This is a genomic window from Kribbella sp. NPDC002412, assembly GCF_053592935.1.
Window position 1 is genome coordinate 25,312 of sequence record NZ_JBSFBL010000058.1, and the last position, 21,593, is coordinate 46,904.

At 68.9% G+C, this 21,593-nt stretch carries 23 protein-coding genes; 8 read left to right on the forward strand and 15 right to left on the reverse strand.

Features of this window, described 5'->3' with window-relative positions; genetic code table 11:
• The first annotated feature begins 53 nt into the window (after positions 1 to 53).
• Positions 54 to 2,393 (forward strand): glycoside hydrolase family 95 protein, encoded by a 2,340-nt coding sequence (locus ACWCOV_RS34190; RefSeq protein ID WP_449833495.1) that lies wholly within the window; start codon positions 54 to 56, stop codon positions 2,391 to 2,393.
• Between the two features lie 26 nt (positions 2,394 to 2,419).
• On the opposite strand, the gene ACWCOV_RS34195 is transcribed toward ACWCOV_RS34190, so the two are convergent.
• The 5 genes from ACWCOV_RS34195 to ACWCOV_RS34215 form a co-directional block, all read right to left on the reverse strand.
• Complete coding sequence (locus ACWCOV_RS34195; protein ID WP_449833496.1) at positions 2,420 to 3,169, reverse strand: enoyl-CoA hydratase-related protein; 750 nt, start codon at positions 3,167 to 3,169, stop codon at positions 2,420 to 2,422.
• Positions 3,170 to 3,226: 57 nt separating this feature from the next.
• Positions 3,227 to 3,646, reverse strand: a complete 420-nt coding sequence (locus tag ACWCOV_RS34200; RefSeq protein ID WP_449833497.1) for a YybH family protein — start codon at positions 3,644 to 3,646, stop codon at positions 3,227 to 3,229.
• On the reverse strand, positions 3,643 to 4,872 hold the full coding sequence (locus ACWCOV_RS34205) for an ornithine cyclodeaminase (RefSeq protein ID WP_449833498.1): 1,230 nt from the start codon (positions 4,870 to 4,872) through the stop codon (positions 3,643 to 3,645). The genes ACWCOV_RS34200 and ACWCOV_RS34205 overlap by 4 nt, the downstream gene beginning before the upstream one ends.
• Before the next feature lie 106 nt (positions 4,873 to 4,978).
• The gene (locus tag ACWCOV_RS34210) at positions 4,979 to 6,277 is read right to left on the reverse strand and encodes a hypothetical protein (protein WP_449833499.1); all 1,299 of its coding nucleotides are present in this window, start codon (positions 6,275 to 6,277) and stop codon (positions 4,979 to 4,981) included.
• Complete coding sequence (locus tag ACWCOV_RS34215) at positions 6,270 to 7,052, reverse strand: alpha/beta hydrolase (protein WP_449833500.1); 783 nt, start codon at positions 7,050 to 7,052, stop codon at positions 6,270 to 6,272. Before ACWCOV_RS34215 ends, ACWCOV_RS34210 begins: the two co-directional genes overlap by 8 nt.
• Before the next feature lie 299 nt (positions 7,053 to 7,351).
• Between ACWCOV_RS34215 and ACWCOV_RS34220 the strand changes: the two genes are divergently transcribed.
• The 6 genes from ACWCOV_RS34220 to ACWCOV_RS34245 all read left to right on the forward strand — a co-directional run bounded on the left by ACWCOV_RS34220 (position 7,352) and on the right by ACWCOV_RS34245 (position 12,887).
• Positions 7,352 to 8,116, forward strand: a complete 765-nt coding sequence (locus ACWCOV_RS34220) for a lysophospholipid acyltransferase family protein (protein ID WP_449833501.1) — start codon at positions 7,352 to 7,354, stop codon at positions 8,114 to 8,116.
• Positions 8,117 to 8,153: 37 nt separating this feature from the next.
• Positions 8,154 to 8,546, forward strand: a complete 393-nt coding sequence (locus tag ACWCOV_RS34225; RefSeq protein WP_449833502.1) for a DUF2237 family protein — start codon at positions 8,154 to 8,156, stop codon at positions 8,544 to 8,546.
• A 42-nt stretch (positions 8,547 to 8,588) separates the two neighbouring features.
• The gene (locus ACWCOV_RS34230) at positions 8,589 to 9,962 is read left to right on the forward strand and encodes a class II 3-deoxy-7-phosphoheptulonate synthase (RefSeq protein WP_449833503.1); all 1,374 of its coding nucleotides are present in this window, start codon (positions 8,589 to 8,591) and stop codon (positions 9,960 to 9,962) included.
• A 13-nt stretch (positions 9,963 to 9,975) separates the two neighbouring features.
• Positions 9,976 to 11,001, forward strand: a complete 1,026-nt coding sequence (locus ACWCOV_RS34235) for a threonine aldolase family protein (RefSeq protein ID WP_449833504.1) — start codon at positions 9,976 to 9,978, stop codon at positions 10,999 to 11,001.
• Positions 11,002 to 11,082: 81 nt separating this feature from the next.
• Entirely contained in the window at positions 11,083 to 12,060 is a 978-nt protein-coding gene (locus tag ACWCOV_RS34240; protein WP_449833505.1) for a ribose-phosphate diphosphokinase, read from the forward strand.
• A 401-nt stretch (positions 12,061 to 12,461) separates the two neighbouring features.
• The gene (locus tag ACWCOV_RS34245) at positions 12,462 to 12,887 is read left to right on the forward strand and encodes a hypothetical protein (protein WP_449833506.1); all 426 of its coding nucleotides are present in this window, start codon (positions 12,462 to 12,464) and stop codon (positions 12,885 to 12,887) included.
• 114 nt (positions 12,888 to 13,001) lie between these two features.
• On the opposite strand, the gene ACWCOV_RS34250 is transcribed toward ACWCOV_RS34245, so the two are convergent.
• The 10 genes from ACWCOV_RS34250 to ACWCOV_RS34295 all read right to left on the reverse strand — a co-directional run bounded on the left by ACWCOV_RS34250 (position 13,002) and on the right by ACWCOV_RS34295 (position 21,228).
• The gene (locus tag ACWCOV_RS34250; RefSeq protein ID WP_449833507.1) at positions 13,002 to 13,880 is read right to left on the reverse strand and encodes a helix-turn-helix domain-containing protein; all 879 of its coding nucleotides are present in this window, start codon (positions 13,878 to 13,880) and stop codon (positions 13,002 to 13,004) included.
• 10 nt (positions 13,881 to 13,890) lie between these two features.
• Complete coding sequence (locus ACWCOV_RS34255) at positions 13,891 to 14,460, reverse strand: DUF6879 family protein (RefSeq protein WP_449833508.1); 570 nt, start codon at positions 14,458 to 14,460, stop codon at positions 13,891 to 13,893.
• Complete coding sequence (locus tag ACWCOV_RS34260; protein WP_449833509.1) at positions 14,457 to 14,696, reverse strand: hypothetical protein; 240 nt, start codon at positions 14,694 to 14,696, stop codon at positions 14,457 to 14,459. Before ACWCOV_RS34260 ends, ACWCOV_RS34255 begins: the two co-directional genes overlap by 4 nt.
• A gap of 581 nt (positions 14,697 to 15,277) precedes the next feature.
• Positions 15,278 to 15,988, reverse strand: coding sequence for an SDR family oxidoreductase (locus ACWCOV_RS34265; RefSeq protein ID WP_449833510.1), 711 nt, complete (start codon positions 15,986 to 15,988; stop codon positions 15,278 to 15,280).
• Positions 15,985 to 16,365: a DUF3224 domain-containing protein gene (locus ACWCOV_RS34270; RefSeq protein ID WP_449833511.1), complete on the reverse strand. Its 381-nt coding sequence runs from the start codon at positions 16,363 to 16,365 to the stop codon at positions 15,985 to 15,987. Before ACWCOV_RS34270 ends, ACWCOV_RS34265 begins: the two co-directional genes overlap by 4 nt.
• Positions 16,366 to 16,426: 61 nt before the next feature.
• The gene (locus ACWCOV_RS34275) at positions 16,427 to 16,639 is read right to left on the reverse strand and encodes a hypothetical protein (protein WP_449833512.1); all 213 of its coding nucleotides are present in this window, start codon (positions 16,637 to 16,639) and stop codon (positions 16,427 to 16,429) included.
• A gap of 68 nt (positions 16,640 to 16,707) precedes the next feature.
• Positions 16,708 to 18,054: a glycoside hydrolase family 32 protein gene (locus ACWCOV_RS34280; RefSeq protein ID WP_449833513.1), complete on the reverse strand. Its 1,347-nt coding sequence runs from the start codon at positions 18,052 to 18,054 to the stop codon at positions 16,708 to 16,710.
• The gene (locus tag ACWCOV_RS34285) at positions 18,051 to 18,896 is read right to left on the reverse strand and encodes a carbohydrate ABC transporter permease (RefSeq protein WP_449833514.1); all 846 of its coding nucleotides are present in this window, start codon (positions 18,894 to 18,896) and stop codon (positions 18,051 to 18,053) included. Before ACWCOV_RS34285 ends, ACWCOV_RS34280 begins: the two co-directional genes overlap by 4 nt.
• Positions 18,893 to 19,825: a carbohydrate ABC transporter permease gene (locus ACWCOV_RS34290; protein WP_449833515.1), complete on the reverse strand. Its 933-nt coding sequence runs from the start codon at positions 19,823 to 19,825 to the stop codon at positions 18,893 to 18,895. Before ACWCOV_RS34290 ends, ACWCOV_RS34285 begins: the two co-directional genes overlap by 4 nt.
• A complete protein-coding gene (locus ACWCOV_RS34295; RefSeq protein ID WP_449833516.1) occupies positions 19,825 to 21,228 on the reverse strand; it encodes an ABC transporter substrate-binding protein in 1,404 nt (467 codons plus the stop codon). Before ACWCOV_RS34295 ends, ACWCOV_RS34290 begins: the two co-directional genes overlap by 1 nt.
• A gap of 164 nt (positions 21,229 to 21,392) precedes the next feature.
• On the opposite strand from ACWCOV_RS34295, the gene ACWCOV_RS34300 reads away from it, so the two are divergent.
• On the forward strand, positions 21,393 to 21,593 hold a 201-nt coding region (locus ACWCOV_RS34300; protein WP_449833517.1), incomplete at its 3' end, for a LacI family DNA-binding transcriptional regulator.

Sequence of the window (21,593 nt, forward strand, 5' to 3'; positions counted from 1 at the left end):
GAGCTGCGCGGCTAAGATCTCGGGGATTCATAGGATCTGTGGCTGGAGGCAGTGTGAGGGCGCAGCGGCTGTACTACGACCGGCCGGCGGGGGAGTGGGTGGAGGCGTTGCCGCTCGGGAACGGGCGGATCGGGGCGATGTGCTTCGGCGCGGTCGGGGCGGACCGGATCGCGCTCAACGACGAGACCTGCTGGTCGGGCAGCCCGGAGACGGCCCGGCTGCTGTCGACGCCGCTGGGGGCGACCGGGGCCGAGGCAGTCGACGAGGTGCGTGCTGCGCTCGCGGCCGGGGACATTGAGCGGGCGCACGAGTTGGCCCGCGGATTCCAGGCCGGGCACTCCCAGGCATACATGCCGCTCGGTGACCTGCTGCTCGACCTTCAGGCGAGCGACTCCACGCCGACCGCCGAAGACGCGACGCAGTACCGGCGGATCCTTGATCTCGACACGGCGACGGCGACGGCGTCGTACGAGGTCGGCGGGGTCGAGGTCCGGCAAGACGTGTTCGTGAGCGCCCCGGCCGGAGTGCTCGTACTGCGGTTGACCGCATCGCAACCGGTGACGCTGACGGCACGCCTGACCTCGCAGCTACAGTCCTGGCCGCAGGCGGTCCCGCAAGGCCTCGGCCTCCTCCTGCAGGCGCCGGCCAACGTCGCCCCGCCGAGCCGCGACGCGACCGACCCGATCCGCTACTCCGACGGCGCCGACCGCGGCATGGCAGCGGCCATCGCCCTCCGCACCAGGACCGACGGCGACGTGACCGCGACCGACACCACCCTCACGATCAGCCAGGCCACCGAGCTCACCCTGATCCTCTCCACGGCCACCGGGTACGACGGCCCGTCGACGCCACCCACTCGCACCGCCGACGAGTGCCTCGCCCTCGCGGACGAAAAGGTCGCCGCCGCTCTCGACCGCGAGTACGACGCCCTCGTCGACGAGCACACCGCGGACCACCAGCAGCTCTTCCGGCGCTCGTCCCTCGAGCTCGAGGGGCCAGGAGACGACTCCGACGTACCGACCGACGTCCGGCTGACCAGGGCCGTCACTGAAGAGGACCCGTCCCTGGCGGCGCTGGTGTTCAACTACGGCCGCTACCTGATGATCGCCGCCTCGCGCCCCGGCGGCCTGCCGACCAACCTGCAGGGCATCTGGAACGACATCCTGCAGCCACCGTGGAGCTCCAACTACACGGTCAACATCAACACCGAGATGAACTACTGGCCGGCCGAGACCACCAGCCTGCCCGAGTGCCACGAGCCACTGCTCGACTTCCTCTCCCACCTCGCCGAGGCAGGCCGCCGTACGGCGAAGGAGCGCTACGGCTGTGGTGGCTGGGTCGCCCACCACAACGTGGACGCGTGGTGCTGGACGATCCCGGTCGCGGGCCGGCCGCGGTGGTCCAACTGGCCCATGGCCGGAGCCTGGCTGGTCCGGCACTTGTGGGACCACTACGCGTTCGGCGGCGATGTGGAGTTCCTGGAGCGAGCCTGGCCGATCCTGCGTGGTGCGGCTGAGTTCTGCCTGGACTGGCTGGTCGAACTGCCCGACGGCAGCCTGGGCACGTCGCCGTCGACCTCACCGGAGAACACCTACCTCGCCGACGGCGAGCCCGCGTCGGTCACCGTCTCGGCGACGATGGACCTCGCGCTCATCTCCGACCTGTTCCACCGCTGCGAGCTCACGGCCGAGGCGCTCGAGCTGTCCGACCCGCTGGTCGAGCAGTTCGCCGCCGCCCGCAAGCGGATCCCGGACCCGCCGATCGGTGGCCAAGGGCAACTGCAGGAGTGGGCTGCCGACCTCCCCGAGGAGGACCCGCACCACCGGCACATGTCGCACCTGATCGGCCTGCACCCCGGCGACTCGATCACCCCGGACGGCACGCCCGCACTCGCGGCCGCGGCAGCCCGCACCCTGGACCTGCGCGGCGACCGGGCCACCGGCTGGTCGCTGGCCTGGAAGATCAACCTCCGGGCCCGGCTCCGCGACGCCACCGGCGCGCACCGGCTGGTCCGGGCGTTCCTGACGCCAGCCCACGACACCGGCACGGACTACGTCGGCGCCGGAGCCGGCGTCTACCCGAACCTGTTCTGCGCGCACCCGCCGTTCCAGATCGACGGGAACTTCGGCGCCACTGCCGGGATCGCCGAGATGCTCCTGCAGAGCCACACCGGTGAGCTCGAGCTACTGCCCGCCGTACCGGCCGAGTGGGCGACCGGGCGCGTGACCGGGCTGCGGGCGCGCGGGGGAGTGACCGTCGACCTGGCCTGGTCACCGTCCGGTGTGGACGCCGTCCTCACCACGAGCCGCGACCAGCAACGCATCATCCGGTACGGCGACGAACGGATCCCGGTCACCTTGACGGCGGGCGCCGTACACCGCCTGGAGCTCTGAGGCTCAGCCCTTCCGGCGGGTTGAGGCTAGCTCTTCCGGCGGTTCAGGAAGGCGAGCATCGCCTCCTGAGCGGCCGGGGAGCCGAACAGCCCGGCCGAGAGCTCGGCGAGGTCCTTGCCACGGGCATCGATGTCGGCGAGCAGCTCGCGGTTGAGCAGCTTCTTGGTCTCCCGCAGGCCCTGTGGCACGCCCTTCAGCAGGGACTCGAGGACCGTGCCGACCGCGGAGTCCAGCTCGGCCTCGGGGACGGTCAGCGTGACCAGCCCGAGCCGCGCGGCCTCCAGCCCGTCGAACCCGTTGCCGGTGAGGAAGGTGTACGACGCGGCGCGGTCGGTCAACCGCGGAACGACGGTCAGCGAGATCGTCGCCGCCGCCAGACCCAGCCGGACCTCGGTGAGCGCGAACGTCGACTCGGACGCCGCGACACTGATGTCGGCGGCGGCGACGATCCCGATCCCACCGGCCCGAACCGGCCCGGCGACCCGGGCGACGACCGGCTTGGGGTTGGCGACGATCGCGCGCTGGACGTCGACCATCCGCTGCGCGCCGACGCCCATCCCGACCGTGGTCGCCTCGGACAGGTCGGCGCCCGAGCAGAACACGTTCAGCGCCGACCGGATCACGATCACCCGGACCGCGTCATCGGCGCCCGCCGTCTCCAGCCGCTCGAGCAGCTCGCCGGTGAGCTGCCGCGAGAGCGCGTTCTTGTTGTCCGGCGAGTCCAGGGTGATCGTCGCGACGCCGTCGGCCACGGCCAGGTGCACGAGTTCCGTCATGTGGACATCCAACACCCAGCGCGGCCCTCGCGGCTGTAACCGGCCGCACAACCCGGGTCAGGAGGGTGGCGGCGAGGGCGGGCCGAGCGGGTCGGCGTGCCGGTGCACGATCTTCCAGTCGCCGTCCTCGCGGCGGAAGACCATGGTCGCGCGGAGGACGTGCGGGATCGGCTCGGGGCGGTGCACGTACTCCACCGTGCACCGCTCGATCGCCACGTAGTACGCCGTGTCCGTGCTGACGTGCTTCTCCAGGTACTCGAACTCGACCCGCGCGTCACTCGGCCGGAACTGCGCCGCCGCCCACTCGTAGCGCGGCCCGACCTGGGACCAGCCGACCTCGAGGCCGCCGAAACCGCCGAAGATCGACGTCTGCTGGCTGCGCGACACCAGCGGCATCCACAACGAGACGTCCCCGTTGACGAACGCGGTGTTCGCCTTCTCGTACTCCTGCAGGAAGGTTTCGAAGCTCTGGGTCATTTCCCGTCAGCGTACGTGGGCGACAGTTCACGAGCGAGGTGCTCGACGAACAGCCCGACGTCGGTGACGATGCCGCGGGCCTGCGACGAGCCGCGGTCGGCCAGTTTGGTCACGGTGGCCGGGTTGATGTCGACGCAGGTCAGCGGGATGGACGCCGGCAGGATGTTGCCAGTGGCAACCGAGTGCAGCATGGTCGCGGCCATCAGGCAGTAGCCGACCCCGGGCAGCTCGGCCCGCATCGCCCGCTGGCCTTCCAGTACGTCGGTATAGACGTCCGGCAGCGGCCCGTCGTCGCGCACCGACCCGACCAGCACGAACGTCTTGCCCATCTTCACCAGCGCGTGCATGACGCCGGAGGTCAGCACGCCCTGCTCCACCGCGGCCGCGATCGAACCCGCCTTGCGGATCGTGTTGATCGCCCGGATGTGGTGCTCGTGGCCGTGCTCCACTCCGCGACCACGGGCCAGGTCGACGCCGAGCGACGTACCGTAGAGCGACGACTCGATGTCGTGGGTGGCCAGCGCGTTGCCGGCGAACAGGACGTCGACGAAACCGGCCTCGACCAGCGCCACCATGGCCGGCGCGGCGCCGGTGTGGACGATGCCCGGGCCGCCGACCCAGAGCACCTTCTGGCCGTTCGCCTTCGCCTCGCGCATGCCGTCCGCGACCTGCTTGACCAGCACCCGCTGCGGCTTCTCGCTGGAGACGTCCGACTCCATGAAGCCGAACCCCTCCTCGGTGTTCACCGCGATCGGGGGGATCACCTTGACGCCCTGGGCGCTGGTGATGATCTTCATCCCGGCCTTCACGTCGGACATCGGGATGGTCCGCACGGTGTCGCCCTCGACGAGCAGCCCGCAGTCCATCTCCGGGTTCTGCACGACGACCCAGTGGCCGCCGAGCCGGACGCTGGTCGGGAGGTTCGTGGTCGAGTAGAACCCGTCCGGGAACACCCCGTCCTGGGACACCTCGGTGATCTCCGGCGTGCCGGGGTCGACCAGGTTCGCGCCCTTGGTCTGGATCCGCATCAGCAGCCGCTGCAGGGCCTCCTCGTCCTCCGCGCCGACCGTCATCCGGACCGTGGACGGGTCGTCCTTGTCGTAGCCGAGGTCGAACCGGTCCAGCGTGTACTCACCGCCGTACCCACGGATGTCGTCCAGGACCCGGGACAGCAGCCCGGAGTCCATCAGGTGGCCGGTGATCTCGACGGTCTCGGTGACCTGCACGGGTTACCTCCCTCGGTGTTCGTCGGATTGTCCGACGATCCGCACTCTAGCGTGCCGATGTGACAAATGCTTCACCCGGCTCAGACTGCGGTACGGCGAGGAGCGGTCAGACCACCGCGCCGTCGTCGCCGGTGTCGTCCGGGGGCAGGCGGTCCTTCATCCGGATCACCAGGGTGAGGAAGCCGGCGATGAAGCCGACCACCGCGATCGTGGTGATCCGGCCGGTGCCGAAGTCGAGCACGGCCGCGGCGATCAGCAGCAGCGGGCCGCCGAGCAGGCCGAGCCAGGCGAGCCGGCTGATCCAGTCCAGCCGCGGGCCGCGTGGCGGCTCCGGCGGGACGTAGTGGTCGTGCGGGTCGTCCGCCTTGCGGGCCGGCCGCGCCTCTTCCTCGTCGTCCTTCTTCTCGTCGTCGGCGTCGAGCCCGGCCGGTACGTCGATCAGCGGCTCGTACTTGTCGTCGACGTCCTCACTGGCCGGCCAGCGCGGCACCGGCGTCTCGCCACCGTCGTGGCCCGGCGCCGACGGCGCGTTGAACTGTTCGACCAGCGACTTCCACTCCGCGTCCTCGGTGCTCCGGGCGATCACCGGCCGAGCCCGCTCCACAGCACCACTGTCGACAAAAATCTCCTCGAACCCGGCAGGCACCCGAGCCCGAGCCTCCGCCTTGGCCCGCCCCTCCACCGCCGGCGCGGAACCGTCACCCGCCGCCGGCGTCGCATCAGTCTTCGCCGGAGCCCCATCAGCCTTCCCCACCCCCTCAGCAGCCCGGCCTGGCTCGGCCGCCAACTCAGCCGCCCGCCCCGGCTCAGCAGCCCGGCCCGGCTCGGCCACCCGTCCTGGCTCGGCCGCCCGGCCCGACTCGGCCGTGCGTCCTGGCTCGGCCGCCAGCTCAGCCGCCCGGCCCGGCTCGGCCGCCCGGCCCGGCTCCGCCGGTGTCGGGACGGAGGTGTCGTCGGCGGCTTCGCCACCAGCTTCGGCCTGCTCCGCCTGCGCCGCCGCCTCGGCGGCGCGCCCGTCCATCGAGCCGCTGCTCGCTTCGCCGGCGTCCGCCGCACCCCGCTCGCCGGCGTCAACGCTCTGTTCACCGGCGTCTACTGCGCTCCGCCCACCGGCGTCTACCGCGGTCCGTTCGCCGGCGCGCGCCGCCTCGGCGGCGCGCCGGTCCGCCGAGTCGCTGCTCGTTTCGCCGGCGTCAGCCGCACTCCGCTCGCCGACGTCTGCTGCGCTCCCACCGGCGTCTACTGCGGTCCGTTCGCCGGCGGCGGCCCCGCTCTCTCCACCACCCGCGGCGCAGTACGCCGCGATGCCGGCTTCGGCGAGGGCGGTGAGGACGGGCTCGGCGACCAGGGGGTCGATGCTGCCCAGGGAGGTGTAGTCGGTGGCGGTGAGGCCGTTGTCACGCATCGGCGACCTGCTCTCCGACCGCGCTCAGGCGCCGGATGAAGGCTGCGGAGTCCGCGAAGATCCGCGGTGCGTCGTTGTCCAGAGTTGCCACGTGATAGCTGTCCTCGAGCAGGGTCTCGGTCACGTCGCGGGACGAGATCGAGGCCAGCACAGTGCGCCCCGAGCTCGGTTCCACCACGTGATCGACAGTACTGCGGAACATCAGCACCGGCTGTGTGACCTTCGCCAGGTCGTCCCGGGTCAGCTTCCACAGCTGCGACAGCGACTGCAGCGCCCGCAGCGGCATCCGGTCGTACGCGCCCTCGTCGACGCCCGGCTTCTTGATGTCGTTCGCGACCCCGGGGAACGACGGCAACAGCCGGGACAGCACCGGCAGCAGCACCAGCCGCTTGTCATCGGTCTGCACCGACGGGTTGATCAGGACCAGACCGGAAATGTCGGTCCCGTGCTGCTCGGCAAGCCGTAGCACCAGGCAGCCGCCCATCGACTGCCCGACCAGGAACACCTCGTCGTGCTCCTTGCGCAACCGCTCCAGCTCGTTGTCCAGTACGGCGTACCAGTCGGGCCAGCCGGTCTTGTTCATCTCCTGCCGGCTCGTCCCGTGCCCGGGCAGCCGCGGCACGGCGACGCCGTACCCCTCGGCGGCCAGGTGCTCGGCGAACGGGCGCATCGACTTCGGCGAGCCGGTGAAGCCATGGCTGAGGAGCACCCCGACGGCGGCGTTCGGACCGGATCCCGGGCTGCGGAACTCCTCGGCATGGGGTTGCACTGGCACGGTCGACTCCTCGCCGGTCATGGTCCTCACAGGCGGTCTGGCAGGTAGCACGCCCACCGCAGGCCAATGGTCGCATCTGGGCTGCATCCAGTCTGCATCCAGGTGACAACACGGTGAGCAACACGGGCATTCCTGGCGGTGACATTGCCTGAGGAGGAAGCTGGAACGTAATGTCCTGCACCGACGGTGGGCGCCGGAGCTGTCGTGACCGTCGCCACCGGAGGACACTGGGACCGGACAGGGTCGGGCCGAAGTTGGTCGGTGGTAGGCGTGTCGGGCGAGTGACGGAGGTCGAGCGAATGCTGTATCTGTTCCTCAGACGGTTCATAGTTGCGCCGCTGGTGAAGCTGATCTTTCGTCCCAAAGTCACCGGGCTCGAGCACATCCCGGCCACCGGACCGGCCCTGCTGGTGAGCAACCACCTGGCCTTCTGCGACTCGATCTTCCTGCCCGTCGCGGTGCCCCGGCAAATCGTCTTCCCGGCGAAGTCGGAGTACTTCACCGCCCCGGGGCTCAAGGGCAAGCTGGTCGCGACCTTCTTCCGGTCCGTCGGCCAGATCCCGATCGACCGGTCCGGGGGGCGCGCCTCGCTGGCCGCGCTGAACACCGGGCTGGACATCCTGAAGAAGGGCGAGCTGTTCGGGATCTACCCCGAGGGCACCCGATCGCCCGACGGGCGGCTCTACAAGGGCAAGACCGGCGTGGCCCGGATGGCGATCGTGGCGGGCGTACCGGTCATCCCGGTCGCGATGATCGACACCGAGAAGCTGCAGCCGCCCGGCCAGCTCTGGCCGAACTGGTTCTACCGGGAGAAGGGCCGCCGGTTCCCACGGCTGATCCGTCCCGGCGTCGCGATCGGCAAGCCGCTGGACTTCTCCCGCTACGAGGGGATGGAGCGGGACCGGTTCGTGCTGCGCTCGGTCACCGACGAGATCATGTACGCGCTGATGGACCTGTCCGGCCAGGAGTACGTCGACATCTACGCCGACAAGGCCAAGGAGCTGATCAAGGCCGGCGAGTCGGTCGACGAGCACGTCCGGCTCGGCGACACCAAGGCCAGCTGATCCCCGATTCCCCGCTCGGCGGGTGAGGATGGTCGGCATGGAGAGCGACCTGAACGTGCTCGGCGAGCCGCTGGAGGAGTGCGGTACCGACCCGGTCACCGGGTTCTACCGCGACGGCTGCTGCACGAGCGGCCCGGAGGACCTCGGCAGCCACACAGTCTGCGCGGTGATGACATCGGAGTTCCTCGCCCATCAGGTCTCGGTCGGGAACGACCTGGTGACCCCGCGCCCCGAGCTGCAGTTCCCCGGTCTGAAACCGGGCGATCGCTGGTGCGTGGTCGCGGTCCGCTGGTTGCAGGCGTACCACGAGGGCGTGGCGGCTCCCGTCGTACTGGCGTCGACTCATGCGCGGTCGCTGGACACCATCCCGCTGGCAGTGCTGCGGGAGCACGCGGTCGACGTACCTCCGGATCTCAGCGCGTTGACCTGAGACGGCGATCAGGCTTGCTGAGGCCTGGCCTAAAGTTGGGCCATGCAATTCGCGACGTTGACTGCGGGGGAAGTGCCCGGTGTGCCGAGCCTGGACGAGCTGCGGGCGCTGAAGCCGCTCCAGCAGCCGGAATGGCCGGACTCGGCGGTGCTCGACCAGGTGATGACCGAGCTGCGGACGCTGCCGCCGCTGGTGTTCGCCGGTGAGTGCGACGACCTGACCGCGAAGATCGGTGCGGTCGCCCGGGGCGAGGCGTTCATCCTCCAGGGCGGCGACTGCGCGGAGACCTTCGACGGCGTGACCGCGGAGAACATCCGGGCCAAGCTGCGGGTGCTGCTGCAGATGGCCGTCGTACTGCAGTACGCCGCGAGCGTGCCGGTGGTGAAGGTGGGCCGGATCGCCGGCCAGTACGCGAAGCCGCGCAGCTCCGGTGAGGAGACCCGGAACGGCGTCACGCTGCCGTCGTACCGGGGTGACGCGGTCAACGGGCTCGAGTTCAGCCCGGAGGCGCGGATCCCGGACCCGCGGCGGCTGCGCGGGGTCTACAACGCGGCCGCGGCCACGCTGAACCTGACCCGTGCGTTCACCACCGGTGGGTACGCCGACCTGCACCAGGTGCACGCCTGGAACACCGACTTCGTGAAGTCGTCCCCGGTCGGCCAGAAGTACGAGCGGCTGGCCAGCGAGATCGAGCGCGCGCTCGCCTTCATGCGGGCCTGCGGGGCGAACTCGGAGGAGTTCCACACCGTCGACTTCTACGCCTCGCACGAGGCGCTGATCCTGGAGTACGAGCACGCGCTGACCCGGATCGACTCCCGCACCGAGCAGCCGTACGACGTCTCCGGCCACCTGCTGTGGGTGGGGGAGCGGACCCGGCAGCTGGACGGCGCCCACGTCGAGTTCCTGGCGTCGCTGTCGAACCCGCTGGGCGTGAAGATCGGCCCGACCACCACTCCGGACTACATCCGGACCTTGATCGACAAGCTGAACCCGAAGGGCATCGAGGGCCGGCTGACCTTCATCACCCGGATGGGCGCCGGCAAGATCCGCGCGGCGCTGCCGCCGCTGCTGGAGGCGGTCCGCGACCACGGCTCGCCGATCGCGTGGGTGTGCGACCCGATGCACGGCAACACGTTCGAGACTCCGAACGGGTACAAGACCCGCAGCTTCGACGCGGTCATGGACGAGGTCCAGGGCTTCTTCGACGCGCACGAGCAGGTCGGGACCTGGCCGGGCGGGATGCACATCGAGCTGACCGGCGACGACGTGACCGAGTGCCTGGGCGGCGGTGAGGAGCTGGTCGCGGAGGATCTGGTCAACCGCTACGAGACCGCCTGCGACCCGCGGCTGAACCGGCACCAGTCGCTCGAGCTCGCGTTCCTGGTGGCGGAGCGGCTCCGCGGCGCCCAGGCATGATCCGGGGCGCTGCATGATCGATCTGCGGTCGGACACCGTCACCCGGCCGTCGGCGGGGATGCTGGCCGCGATGACGTCGGCGCCGCTGGGCGACGACGTGTACGGCGAGGACCCGACGATCAACCGGCTCGAGGAGACCGTGGCCGACCTGCTCGGCCACGAGGCCGGCCTGTTCACGGTCAGCGGCTCACTCGCGAACATCCTCGGCGTCCGTGCCCTCGTGCCGCCGGGCGCGGAGATCCTGTGTGAGGCGAGCGCCCACATCGCCCGGGCCGAGCTCGGCGCGCACGCGGCCGTCAGCGGCGTCACCACTCGCACCTGGAGCGCGCCGGCCGGGCAGATCGACCTCGAGCAGATCCGCACGCTGATCTCCGCCGACCTCGGGCGGTACTTCGTGAGCACGGCCGCTGTCTCGGTCGAGAACACCCACAACTTCGGCGGCGGCGCCATCCAGCACGCGTACGACGCTCTGGCCGACGAACTGGATGCCCGCGGCCTGTCGCTCCACCTCGACGGGGCGCGGTTGTGGAACGCCTCCGTCGCGTCTGGTGTGTCGATGGCGTCGTACGCGTCCCGGGCTCAGGCTGCCAGCGTGTGTCTGTCGAAGGGTCTGGGCGCCCCGGTGGGCTCGGTGCTCGTCGGGTCGACTGAGCTGATCCGTGAGGCCCGGGTGTGGCGGAAGCGTCTCGGCGCGGGCTGGCGGCAGGCCGGCGTACTGGCTGCGGCGGGGCTGTACGCGATCGAGCACAACGTGGAGCGGCTGGCCGAGGACCACGCTCATGCTCGGCTGATTGCCGACGTACTGGCCGATGCCGCGCCCGGCTCGGTCAAGCCCGACCAGGTGGAGACCAACATCGTGGTCGCCGACCTGGCCGCCACCGGCAAGTCGGTGCCTGAGGTCGTCGAGGGGGCTCGGGCGGCCGGCGTACTCGTAGGTGGTGTCGGGCCGACCCAGCTGCGGGTCGTCACGCACCTCGACGCCTCGACCGAGGATTGCCGGACCGCCGCGGAGGTCCTGGCTCGGCTGCTCGGCAGCTGAGTTGTCCACAGGCGCTGGCACGAGCTTGCTGTTCGGCGAGATAGGCTGCGGTTGTCGGGTCGGCAGCATTCGGGGAGAGCCGTGCGAGAGATCGTCGTGTTCAGCGGAAGTGCCCACACTGGTTTGGCGGAGCGGATCTGCGCCGATCTCGGCGTAGCGCTCTCACCGGTCGAGATCCATCGGTTCAGCAACGACTGCTTACAGGTCCAGCTGCAGGTCAACTGCCGGCAGCGGGACGTGTACATCGTCCAGCCGCTGGTGCCACCGACCCAGGAGCACCTGATGGAGCTCCTGCTGATGATCGACGCCGCGCGAGGCGCCTCCGCGCAGCAGATCACCGCGGTGATGCCGCACTACGCCTACGCGCGGTCCGACAAGAAGGACGCCTCCCGCATCTCGATCGGCGGCCGCCTGGTCGCCGACCTCCTGGTCGCGGCCGGCGTCGACCGCGTGCTGACCATGGCGCTGCACGCGCCGCAGGTGCACGGCTTCTTCTCCGTCCCGGTCGACCACCTGACCGCGATCGGCGTACTCGCCGACCACTTCCGCGGCCGCGACCTCAGCGACACGGTCGTCGTCAGCCCCGACCTCGGCAACGCCAAGACCGCCACCCAGTTCGCCCGCCTGCTCGGCCTGCCGGTCGCAGCCGGCAGCAAGCAACGGCTCGCCGACGACCGCGTGGTCATCGACGCAATCGTCGGCGACGTGGCCGGCAAGCGCGCCATCATCCTCGACGACGAGATCGCCACTGGCGGCTCGATCATGGAGCTCCTGGACCGCCTCAAAGACCTCGGCTGCACCCAAGCCGCCGTCGCCTGCACCCACGGCCTCTTCGCCGGCCCCGCAGTCGAGCGCCTCCGCTCCCACCCCTCGGTCACCGAAGTCATCAGCACCGACACCGTCCCCCGCCCACCCGGCTTCCCCGAGCTCCAGGTCAGCTCCGTCTCCACCCTCTTCGCCGAAGCCATCAAACGAATCCACGAGGGCGAATCAGTCAGCAGCCTCTTCGACGGAGTAGACCCCACCCACGCCCCACCCCAACCCAAACTCCCCTTCTAGCGGGAAGTCCAACCCACGCGTGCTACGCGGGCGCCTTTCGTCGCTCCGCTCCTCAACGCGCCCACTACGCCCGCTCCCACCCACCCCCCGGCTCATCGCCGGTACATCCTTTCCGGCTACAGCCGGGACTGTCGGCTACCGCCGACGTTTGCGGGCTACCGCCCGCGAGCGACTACTCGGCCGGCGCCCGCGGTCAAGGACTGTGATAGCCGTGACCGCGGGCACGCAACTTGACGACACGCCCCGTCGGTGACTGTTTGGTTGAACTACTGCGTGGGACGCGCGATCGTGCAAACGAACATGGACACGCGCGAAGCGGTCGAAGAATGAGCCCTTCAAAGCTGACGGACTCGACCGAATGAAGGAGTTGCGAGTCGTGACCAACCGGGTGGTCGGTCTCCGTGGGTGATCAGCTGAAGCCACCGCGGTCCGGCCGTCGTGCCCGGTCGCTGTGGCTGTCTGAGCGCGTCGAGGGAGCGTTCGGGTTTCTCGTCGTGGAGCACGGATTCCTCGGACCAGAGCTCCACGACCATGGCCTGCGGTACTACTCGCCGGCCTTCAGCATCGAGATCGTCTATGACGAGCGCGAACAGTCCGTCGAAGCGCTCGCGTGCGCCGACGTCGGTCAGACCTACACCCGCGCCCGCTTGGCTTGCTTGATCGCCGAGTCCAAGCTGGGTGCCGCCCAGGAAGTCAAAACCGTGGCCCGCACGACTCACGCCTTGGACGTCGCCCTCGCCTCCCAAGCCGCCGTACTCCAACGCCTCCTGCCGACCCTCGAAGCGCCCGGAAGAGGCAACCTCCTCAAGGCCTGTCACGCCCGCTAGACGACTGACACGCCAATTAGGCGCCGCTTCCGCTGTCGCCGTTCTGCTTGTTGAGTGGATGCCGTAGGTGCCTGGCGCCTGAGCCGTATCCCAACCCGCACTGAGGGCGCCGGACTATCCGCTGCTGAGATCGCGAGGCGTGCTCTGGTGTTGTTCGAGGGCGTGGGTCAGGAGTGAGCGGGCGGCGGGGCCGTAGGTGGCGGCTTCGGCGAGGTGGGTGAAGACGCGTTCGTAGGCTGCGATCTCGTCGGTCTGGCTGACGTTGAGTACTGCGGTGAAGAGTTCTACCAGGACGAGTTTGTTGTCGTAGAGGTAGAAGCCGTGGAGTGGGCCGACATTCAGGGGTACGCCGAACGGGATGATTCCGACGCGGATGGTCGGGAGCGTGGTCATCGAGATCAGGTGGCCGATTTGTCCGGTCATCACGTCTGGTGGGCAGACCTGGTAGCGGAGCACGGCTTCGGTCATGACGAAGTGGAACTTCGCGTCGCCGCGGTGCAGGGCGCGCTGCCGGTCCATGCGTGCGGCGATTGCTTCTTCGAGTTCGGCCTCGCTCTTCGGTACGCCGCGCTCGGACTCCTCGGGATCGCCCTCCGCGAATCGATACCTGGCGTACTCGGCCGTCTGCAGCAGGCCGGGCACGAAGCATGGCTCGAAGTTTCGGGTGAGCTTGGTCTTCGACTCGATCTCGGCGATCGACCGCTGCCTGGACGGGAGCCCGGTCCGGAACATCCGCCGGAACTCGACGTACTGCTGTTCGAGCGAGCGCAGTGTTGCCACGAGCTCCGGAACGAGCTGGTCGCTGCCGCAGATCCGGGCCCACGTCGTGATGTCGGTATCGGAGGGTGTCTGCCGGCCGGCCTCGATCTTGGAGACCTTCGACGGGGCCCATCCGGCCTCGCTCGACAGGCCGCGGCCGGTGAGATGGGCGTCCAGCCTCATCTCCCGAAGCCGGTTGCCGAGCGACTCGCGCGCTCGCTGAAAACTGGACACCCACGCTCACTTACTTGTCGATGTGGTTCTTGCGGAGGAACTCGTCGTCGAATCTGCTGAGGTACGCGGCACGAGGCAGCGCAAATCGTCGTGCGATGTCACGGTAGTGCGCGTGTTCGACCACGACCTGAGGATCCTGGATCACGTCCGCGCCGAGCAGGACGTCTTGGTCGTCGTGGCGCAGGATGCACATCTTGTGCGAGTCGAGCAGCCAGTAGTCGTATGCCGGCAGGCCGAGCTCGGTCGCGCGGTCCCGCGGCATGTAGCGGATGTCCTCGCCGGCCGCGGTGTTGAGCCGCGACAGGTTGAGGCCGAACCTCGTGTAGTCGGACCAGGGCTCGGTGACGACGCGGACGCGTTCGATGCGCTGACCCTCCAGCGTGCGGCGGAGGATCAGGCCCATCCAGTCCTCCATCCATGCGTCGTCACCCGGTTGGCCGGCGAGGAACTTCTGGACGTGCTCCGCCTCGCCGGGATCGGCGTAGTTGTCTCTCACCTCCAGCCGGTACGCCGTGTGCTCATAGCTTCGAGCGAACTTGACGAATTCGGGTCCGGCGGCGACGAAGGTCGAGCCAGTCACGCCGTCGTACCGGTGTGGTGGGCAACGATCAGGTCGGCGAGGCCCTTCGTGATGATCACCGCGTCTTCACCGTCCGGGAAGCTCACGAGCTGGGCGCGGGCCTCGTCGCTCGTCAGCTTGTAGCCCTGCGCGATGAACCGACCGTCCTCGGTTGCGTAGTACGACGGACAGCCGTCCTTCCCGGTGTTCGGATCAGTGGCGATGTGTTCGAGGCGTTCAGGCTGCTTGTGGTCCATAGGGCGTCTCCTGGGCGATGCGGGTCGGTGGCCGGGTTGCTCACACAGCGTGCGCGCCTGATCGCGCAACAGTCAACACCTTCGCGAGAAATTTCAAGCAATTTTCTTCAACCGTGTGTGATCACTTTCTAGCGTTGTGCCACTCGGTCAGGGCGGTGGGTGAGCCAAGCGAGGCGCGTTGACGGTACGCGGTTCCCTGCCCCGTCGCCCTGACCGTTCCAGCGGCGGTCTGCGAGAGCCGGCCGCTCAAGAGATTGGAGCAGGGGGCGACATGCACGACGCCAAGCGGCGGGATTGGCCCGTACTGCGGTCCGCCCAGGAGGTGACTTGCTATGGGCGAAACCCGCGCAGCGAAGACCCATGCGTCCTCGGCCAGCACCAGGGACCACACCGAGACACGGCCGGTACCGAATGGCTCGACGATGGTGACCTCGCACGGCCGGACTGGCTCGACGAACAGATCGACACCCGCAGTTGACGTCCAGCCCAAGCAATGTCTGGCGGTTCGCGGAGCGTGGGATTGTCACGCTTGCTGACGGCTTGGTCGGCCGCGATCCACGGCTAAGCGCTGGTGTTGAGGGTTACCAGGGGATTGGGCCGGTTTCGTCGTAGAAGCCGCCGGTGGGGCCGTTGGTGGGGAGGAGGGCGTATTTGACCACGACCGCTGCGCCTTGGGCTGTTGGGCGGTCGGCGTTGGGGGACATGTCGGATTTGGTGTAGCCGGGGTTGACTGCGTTGACCTTGATGGGGGTGTCTCGAAGTTCGGTTGCGAAGGCGACGGTTACTGCGTTTACGGCCGATTTCGAGGTGTTGTAGGCGAGGCCGTTCCATTCTGGGCGCCAGTCGGGCTGGCTGACGATGGTCAGGGAGCCGGCGCCGGAGGACAGGTTGACGATGCGGCCGGCTTCGGATTGGCGTAGCAGCGGGAGGGCGGCCTGGGTCACGGCGATCAGGCCGAAGACGTTGGTGTCGTAGGTCTGTTTGAGTACGTCGAGCGGCACCTCGCTCGGTGGGCCTTCGGGCGGGGCGGTGGCGGCGTTGTTGATGAGTACGTCGAGGCGCGCGAGCCCCTGGATCGCAGTCTTGATGCTGTCCGGGTTGCTGACGTCCAGGACGACGTACGACGCCTCCGCGCCCTCGGAGCGGAGCTTCTCGACCGCTGTCCGGCCGCGGTCCTCGTCGCGCGATCCGATCACCACGCGGTGGTTCAGTTGGGCCAGCTGACGGGCGACCTCGAAGCCGATGCCCTTGTTGCCGCCGGTGACCAGCGCGACCTTCTCGTTGGCTGTCATTCAGGCAGCTCACAGTCGACCGTGATGCGGGCGCCCTGTTCGTCGTGTTCGTAGACGACGGTGCCGGTGAGGCCGGTCAGGTCGCCGTCGGCGGCGACGATCTTGCCCGGCGAGGAGGTCTGGTCGGCGGTCGCGCCGTGCACCATCACGAACGAGCCCTCCCGGCCGGCCAGCCGTCCGGTGAACCGCTCGACCGCCGTGTACGCCGCCGGGCCGTCGGCGGTCCCGACCATCAGCAACTCGGCCGAGCTGGTGCCGTCGAGATCGCCGTTGCCGAAGGTCTTGCCGACCGTTGCGCGACCAAGCTGCAGCTTGCCTGTTTCGTCGTACGCCGCCTGCTCCCACTGGGTGATCTCGAAAGCCTGGGTGAATCGCATCCGTCCTCCTACCTGGTCATCCGCAGGTAGATCTATCAGAGTCCGCCGACAATCGACCCCTCTAACGGCCGCGGCCGTCAGAGGGGTCGCTCCAGATCCAGACATCGGAGCCGTCGCCCGCCGGTCGGTAGGCGAGCGCCCAGCCCTGAAAGTCCTCGGCGGTCCGCCCCATTCGCTGCGCCGCGCGCCGGCGTTCCTCCCAGTCCTCGACGTAGAAGACCTGGCCGTGACCGGGACCACCGGACAGCCTGACAGTCCGCCGGAGCCCAGCCATTCAGACCAGCCGCCGACCACCCTGACCCATACCCCGATCATGAACCGTTGCGCCGACAATTCCAGCGGTCAGGGAGCGAGCGGCCAATGCCGGGCGGTGGGTGGGGCTTCGATTCTCCAAGGTGGTGGGGTGGTGGGGTAGATGCGCGTGCTCAGTACGCGGCCGCCGCTGGTGAACACCTCGACCACTGAGCCGTCGATGAAGATCCTGGCGGCCGGGCGGTCCGACATCGGGTCGAAAGCTTGGGTTGCCTGCATCCGTCCGTCGTGGGCATGGGTGTCGAGGCTGGCCTGGCCGCGGTCGATCGTCAGCGTGTCGGCTGCCGGGTCCAGCTCGATCTCGAGCCGTTCGTAGTCGTCGAAGTGCACGACGACCCGCCCCGACCCGCCCGGTACTTCGATCTCGCACTGGGGCCCTGTCGTGGCTCCGTCAGCGGCGGATCCGGAGCCGATGCGGAGGGTGTCGACGGTCGGGACCGGTGCGCTGCGGAGCGAGCCGTCCGGACCGAGGCGGACGACCCGGGGGAGTGAGATGACCCCGGCCCACCCATCGATCCAGCCCAGCTTGTCGCGCCCCTCGGTCAGCCAGCCGAAGAGCAGCGGCCCAAACCTGCTGTCGCGCAGCGCCGAGGCCGCGTAGAAGTTGGTGCCGTGGTCGACGCGATGCGGCAGGGTCGGTACGGCGACGTCGAACGACAGCACCTGGTTGGGACCGCCTTCGGGTGACCAGGACGAGACCACGGCGATCCGGCGGCCGTCGAGCGTGAGGACCTGGGGACATTCCCAGGCGGCGCCGGTGTCGTCGCCGCCGGCGTGGCTTCGGGGCAGTTCCGCCAAGTCGCCTTCGGCCGACCAGGTTCGCAGATCGGCCGACCGGTAGAGCCGGATGCTGGCTCCGCGACCGGCGTACCCGACGCCCACGGCCATCCACCACGCGTGGTCCTCGCGCCACACGAACGGGTCGCGGAACATGATCGCCTGCTCGTCCGGCGCCGGATCGGGGACCGCTTGGCTGGGGGGACCGAAGGTGTGGCCCCCGTCGTCCGAGACGGCGGTGAGCACGGACTGGTAGGGGAGACCGTCCACCCTTCCCGAGTAGAAGGCCCGGATCCGGTCGCCGTCCCACACGGTGTTGCCGGACCAGCAGCCGTCGCGGTCAGGTCCGTCGGGCAGCGGAGCCATCGCCGGCCGGTGCAGGGTCCAGCGCACGTAGTCGGACGAGGTGGCGTGCCCCCATTCGACCGGTACCTCCAGGTCGAGCGTCGGCCGGGACTGGAAGTACAGGTGTACGTCGGAGCCCGCTTCGATCGGGCCGTTCGGGTCGTTGAGATATCCCCGCGGCGGCCGGACGTGGAAGGCGGGGCGGAGGTGCGCCACCGTCCCGGCAGACTGGGGCGCGGATTGCGTTCGGGTCACCGTGAAGCTCCTGCCGTGATGCCAGCGATGAAGTATCTCTGCGCGAAGATGAACAGCACTACGCTCGGCAGGATGGCGAGCACCACGCCCGCCAGCACCACCGAGATCGATCCGGTGCCGAGGTTTCCCTGCAGGCCGACCAGGCCGAGCGGCAACGTGAAGTTGTCCTGGCTCTGCAGGAAGATCAGCGGCCGGTAGAACTCCGCCCAGAAGCCGGAGAAGTTCAGGATCGCGAGGGTCGCGATTGCCGGACCGGCCATCTTGGCGTAGACCAGCAGGAACGTCTGGAAGTGGCCGGCGCCGTCGATCCGGGCCGCCTCGCCGAGTTCCTTGGGCATCTGCATGAAGTACTGGCGCATCAGGAACGTGCCGAACGCGCTGCCCAGTGCCGACACGACCAAGGACATCGGGCTGTCCGACAGTCCGAGGTACCGGATGATCACGAACACCGGGATGATGATCGTCTGCAGCGGCACCATCATGGTGGCCAGGAAGATCGCGAAGATCACCGAGCGGCCCGGGAAGCTGACCATCGCGAACGCGTAGCCGGACAGCGTGCAGGTGATGGTCTGGCCGACCACGATCAACCCGGTCACGATCACGCTGTTGACGAAGAACCGGCCGATCGGGATCCGGTCGAACACCGCGCTGTAGTTGGAGAAGTCAGGCTGCAGCGGGATCCACTGCGGTGGGTTGCTGAACGCCTCGGCCGGCGTCCGCAGCGACGTGGTGACCGTCCAGAGCAACGGGCCGAGGGCAACCATCGCCGCGACGACCAGCACCACGATGCCGGCGATCCGGCCGGTCCGGGCGATCGCTCCGGTTCTGTGCACTGTGCTCATTGGTAGAACACCAACTTCCGTGCCGCGAGGAACTGCAACCCGGTGATGGCCAGGATCGCCGCCAGCAGGACGATCGCGATCGCGGAGCCGTACCCGAACTGCAGGTCCTGGAAGCCCTTCTGGTACATCGAGATCGTCACCGTCGTGGTCGCCGACCCGGGGCCGCCCTTGGTCATGATGTACGGCTGGTCGAACAGTTGCATCGCGTTGATCAGGGCAACTACTGCCGCGAACAGGATGGTCGGGCTGATCAGCGGGATCTTGATGCGGAACAGGGTGCGTACGGCGCCCGCGCCGTCGATCTGCGCCGCCTCCTGGACATCCGTGGGAACCGACATCAGCGCGGCGACGAACAGGACGAAGGTGAACCCGGCCTGCTGCCACACGGTGATCAGGACGATCGTGGTGGCCGCGCCGAACCCACTGGTCAACCAGGGCACGTTCGAGATCCCGAGCAGCCCGAGGTAGTAGTTGACGACCCCGAACTTGTAGTCGAACAGGTAGCCCATGAAGATCGACACGGCGGCGGTCGACGCCAGCAACGGCAGGTAGAACGAGGTCCGGAACAGGGTCCGCACCCACACCAGTTCGCGCTGGTTGACCAGGACCGCCAGGCCGAGGCCGACGATCAGCTGCAGTACGACGATGGCGACCGACATCCCGAGGGTCACGCCGAAGGACTTGAGGACCGGCCCGTCCTCGAGCAGCCGCTGGTAGTTCTCCAGCCCGACGAACTGCGGCTCGGAGATGACGTCCCAGGAGAAGAACGACAGGCCGAGGGAGGCGACGATCGGGATGGCGGTGAACACCGCGACGAACAGGACGGACAGCCCGATCATCGCGAAGCCGAACGGGGCCTCCCGGTGGGCGGAGGGATGCCTTCGCCGCTTCGACGCGGTGGCCCGCACCGCTGCGGTGGCGGCGGACATCAGCTGGCTCCCGCGGCCTTCTCGAGGTCGGCCTGCAACCCGTCCAGGGCCGCCTTGGCGTCGCCGGAGGAGATCGCCTGGGTGGTGCGCTGGTTGAGCGCCGTCGCGAGGGCGTTGTAGTACGGCGGAGCCGGGATCGGCGCCGTCTCGGGGTGCTTGGTCAGCGTGTCGTAGAACACCGACCAGTGCTTCGGGCCGGTCTTCGCGTACCGGTCGGCCGTCACCAGGGACTTGCGGCCGGGGGTGGTCACGTTCCCGGGGAAGACCAGGTCGAACGACTCGGGCTGCACCAGGAGCTTCAGGACTTCCCAGGCAAGGTCCTTCTTCTTGGACGACTTGAAGATGGCGTAGCCGCCGGCGCCGAACAGGTGCCGCTGGCTCTTCCACTTCGGGAACATCGTGACGTCGAAGCTGCCGTTCTGCATCCCCGCGTTGGTCAGCCCGCCGGCCCAGAACCCGCCGCCGATCGACATGCCGATCCGGTTCGAGGCGAACAGGCCCTGCAGCGTGCCGCCGCCACCGACGTCGGGCGACGGCGACAGTCCCTTCTTGGTCAGCTGGATCATGTAGTCGAGCGCCTCGACGGTGCCCTCGGAGTTGGCGGTGGGAGCACCCCACTTCCAGCCGCCCTTGCGGCCCGCGGCGGCCGGGTTGCCGGCGTACGCCTTGCTCCACAGCCAGTCGCCGCCGTCGTACTTGCCCTCCTCGAGGAGGTTGGCGTTGTTGGCGTACATGAACGACGTCCAGCTGCCCCACAGCCGCACGACCCAGCCGAACGCGTTGACGCCGTTGAACTTGGCGATCTTGGTCGCGGCCGACTCGAAGTCGTCGAGCGTCCAGGCGTCGCTCGGCGGCGCGACTCCGGCCCGCTGGAACAAGCTGGTGCTGTAGAACATGTTCCCGGCGTTGAAGCTGTCCGGCAGCTCCCACAGGTGGCCCTGGTACATCATCGACTCGACCAGCGCCGGGTGGATGTCGGCGAAGTAGGTCTTCAGCGCGTCCAGGTCCTTGGTGACGTAGTCGTCGAGCGGGATCGCCAGTTCCTTGGACGCCATCAGCTGCAGGCCCTCTGTCGCGACGCTGATGATGTCCGGCGGGGTGCCGGCCGCGATCTGGGTCAGCACTTTGGCGAGGAAGTCGTTCCAGTCGGTGCCGTTGATGGCCGAGATCTCGAACTTGATGCTCGCGTCGAGTTTGGTGATCTCCGGCTGCAACCGGTTCTGCAGCTGCGTCGCCTGCGCCTGCTCGCCGAAGTACAGCATCTTGAGCGTCTTCGACGACGAGCCGCTGCTGTTCCCGCAGGCGGCCAGATCGGCCAGCGCTGCCAGCCCGAGCCCGCCGACCCCGGCCTTCAGCAGGGTGCGGCGCGCGACGGAGCTACCGGGTGAATGGATGCCTGTCATGGGTCTGCCTCCTTGACCGCTGGGTGGCCCGGCGTGCCACCCAATACGTATTGACCGGCGACGGTAGCAGCGGTGTACGGTGGGACGCAATACGTATTGGCCCACGCTGTGATATTGAATTGGTGCGAGCGCGGCGACGGCGCCGCGGACCGTGAAGGGGGACCATGGCGAAGGATCCGGCCGGCCGGCCGAAGCGCATCACGATGACCGACGTCGCGCGTCGCGCGGGCGTTTCCCAGCCCACCGTCTCGTTCGTGCTGAACGACCGCCGCGACGTCGCGGTCGCCGAGGAGACCAGGCGCCGGGTGCTCGAAGCCGCGGCCGAGCTGGACTTCGTGCCCAACCGGGCCGCGCAGCTGCTGCGG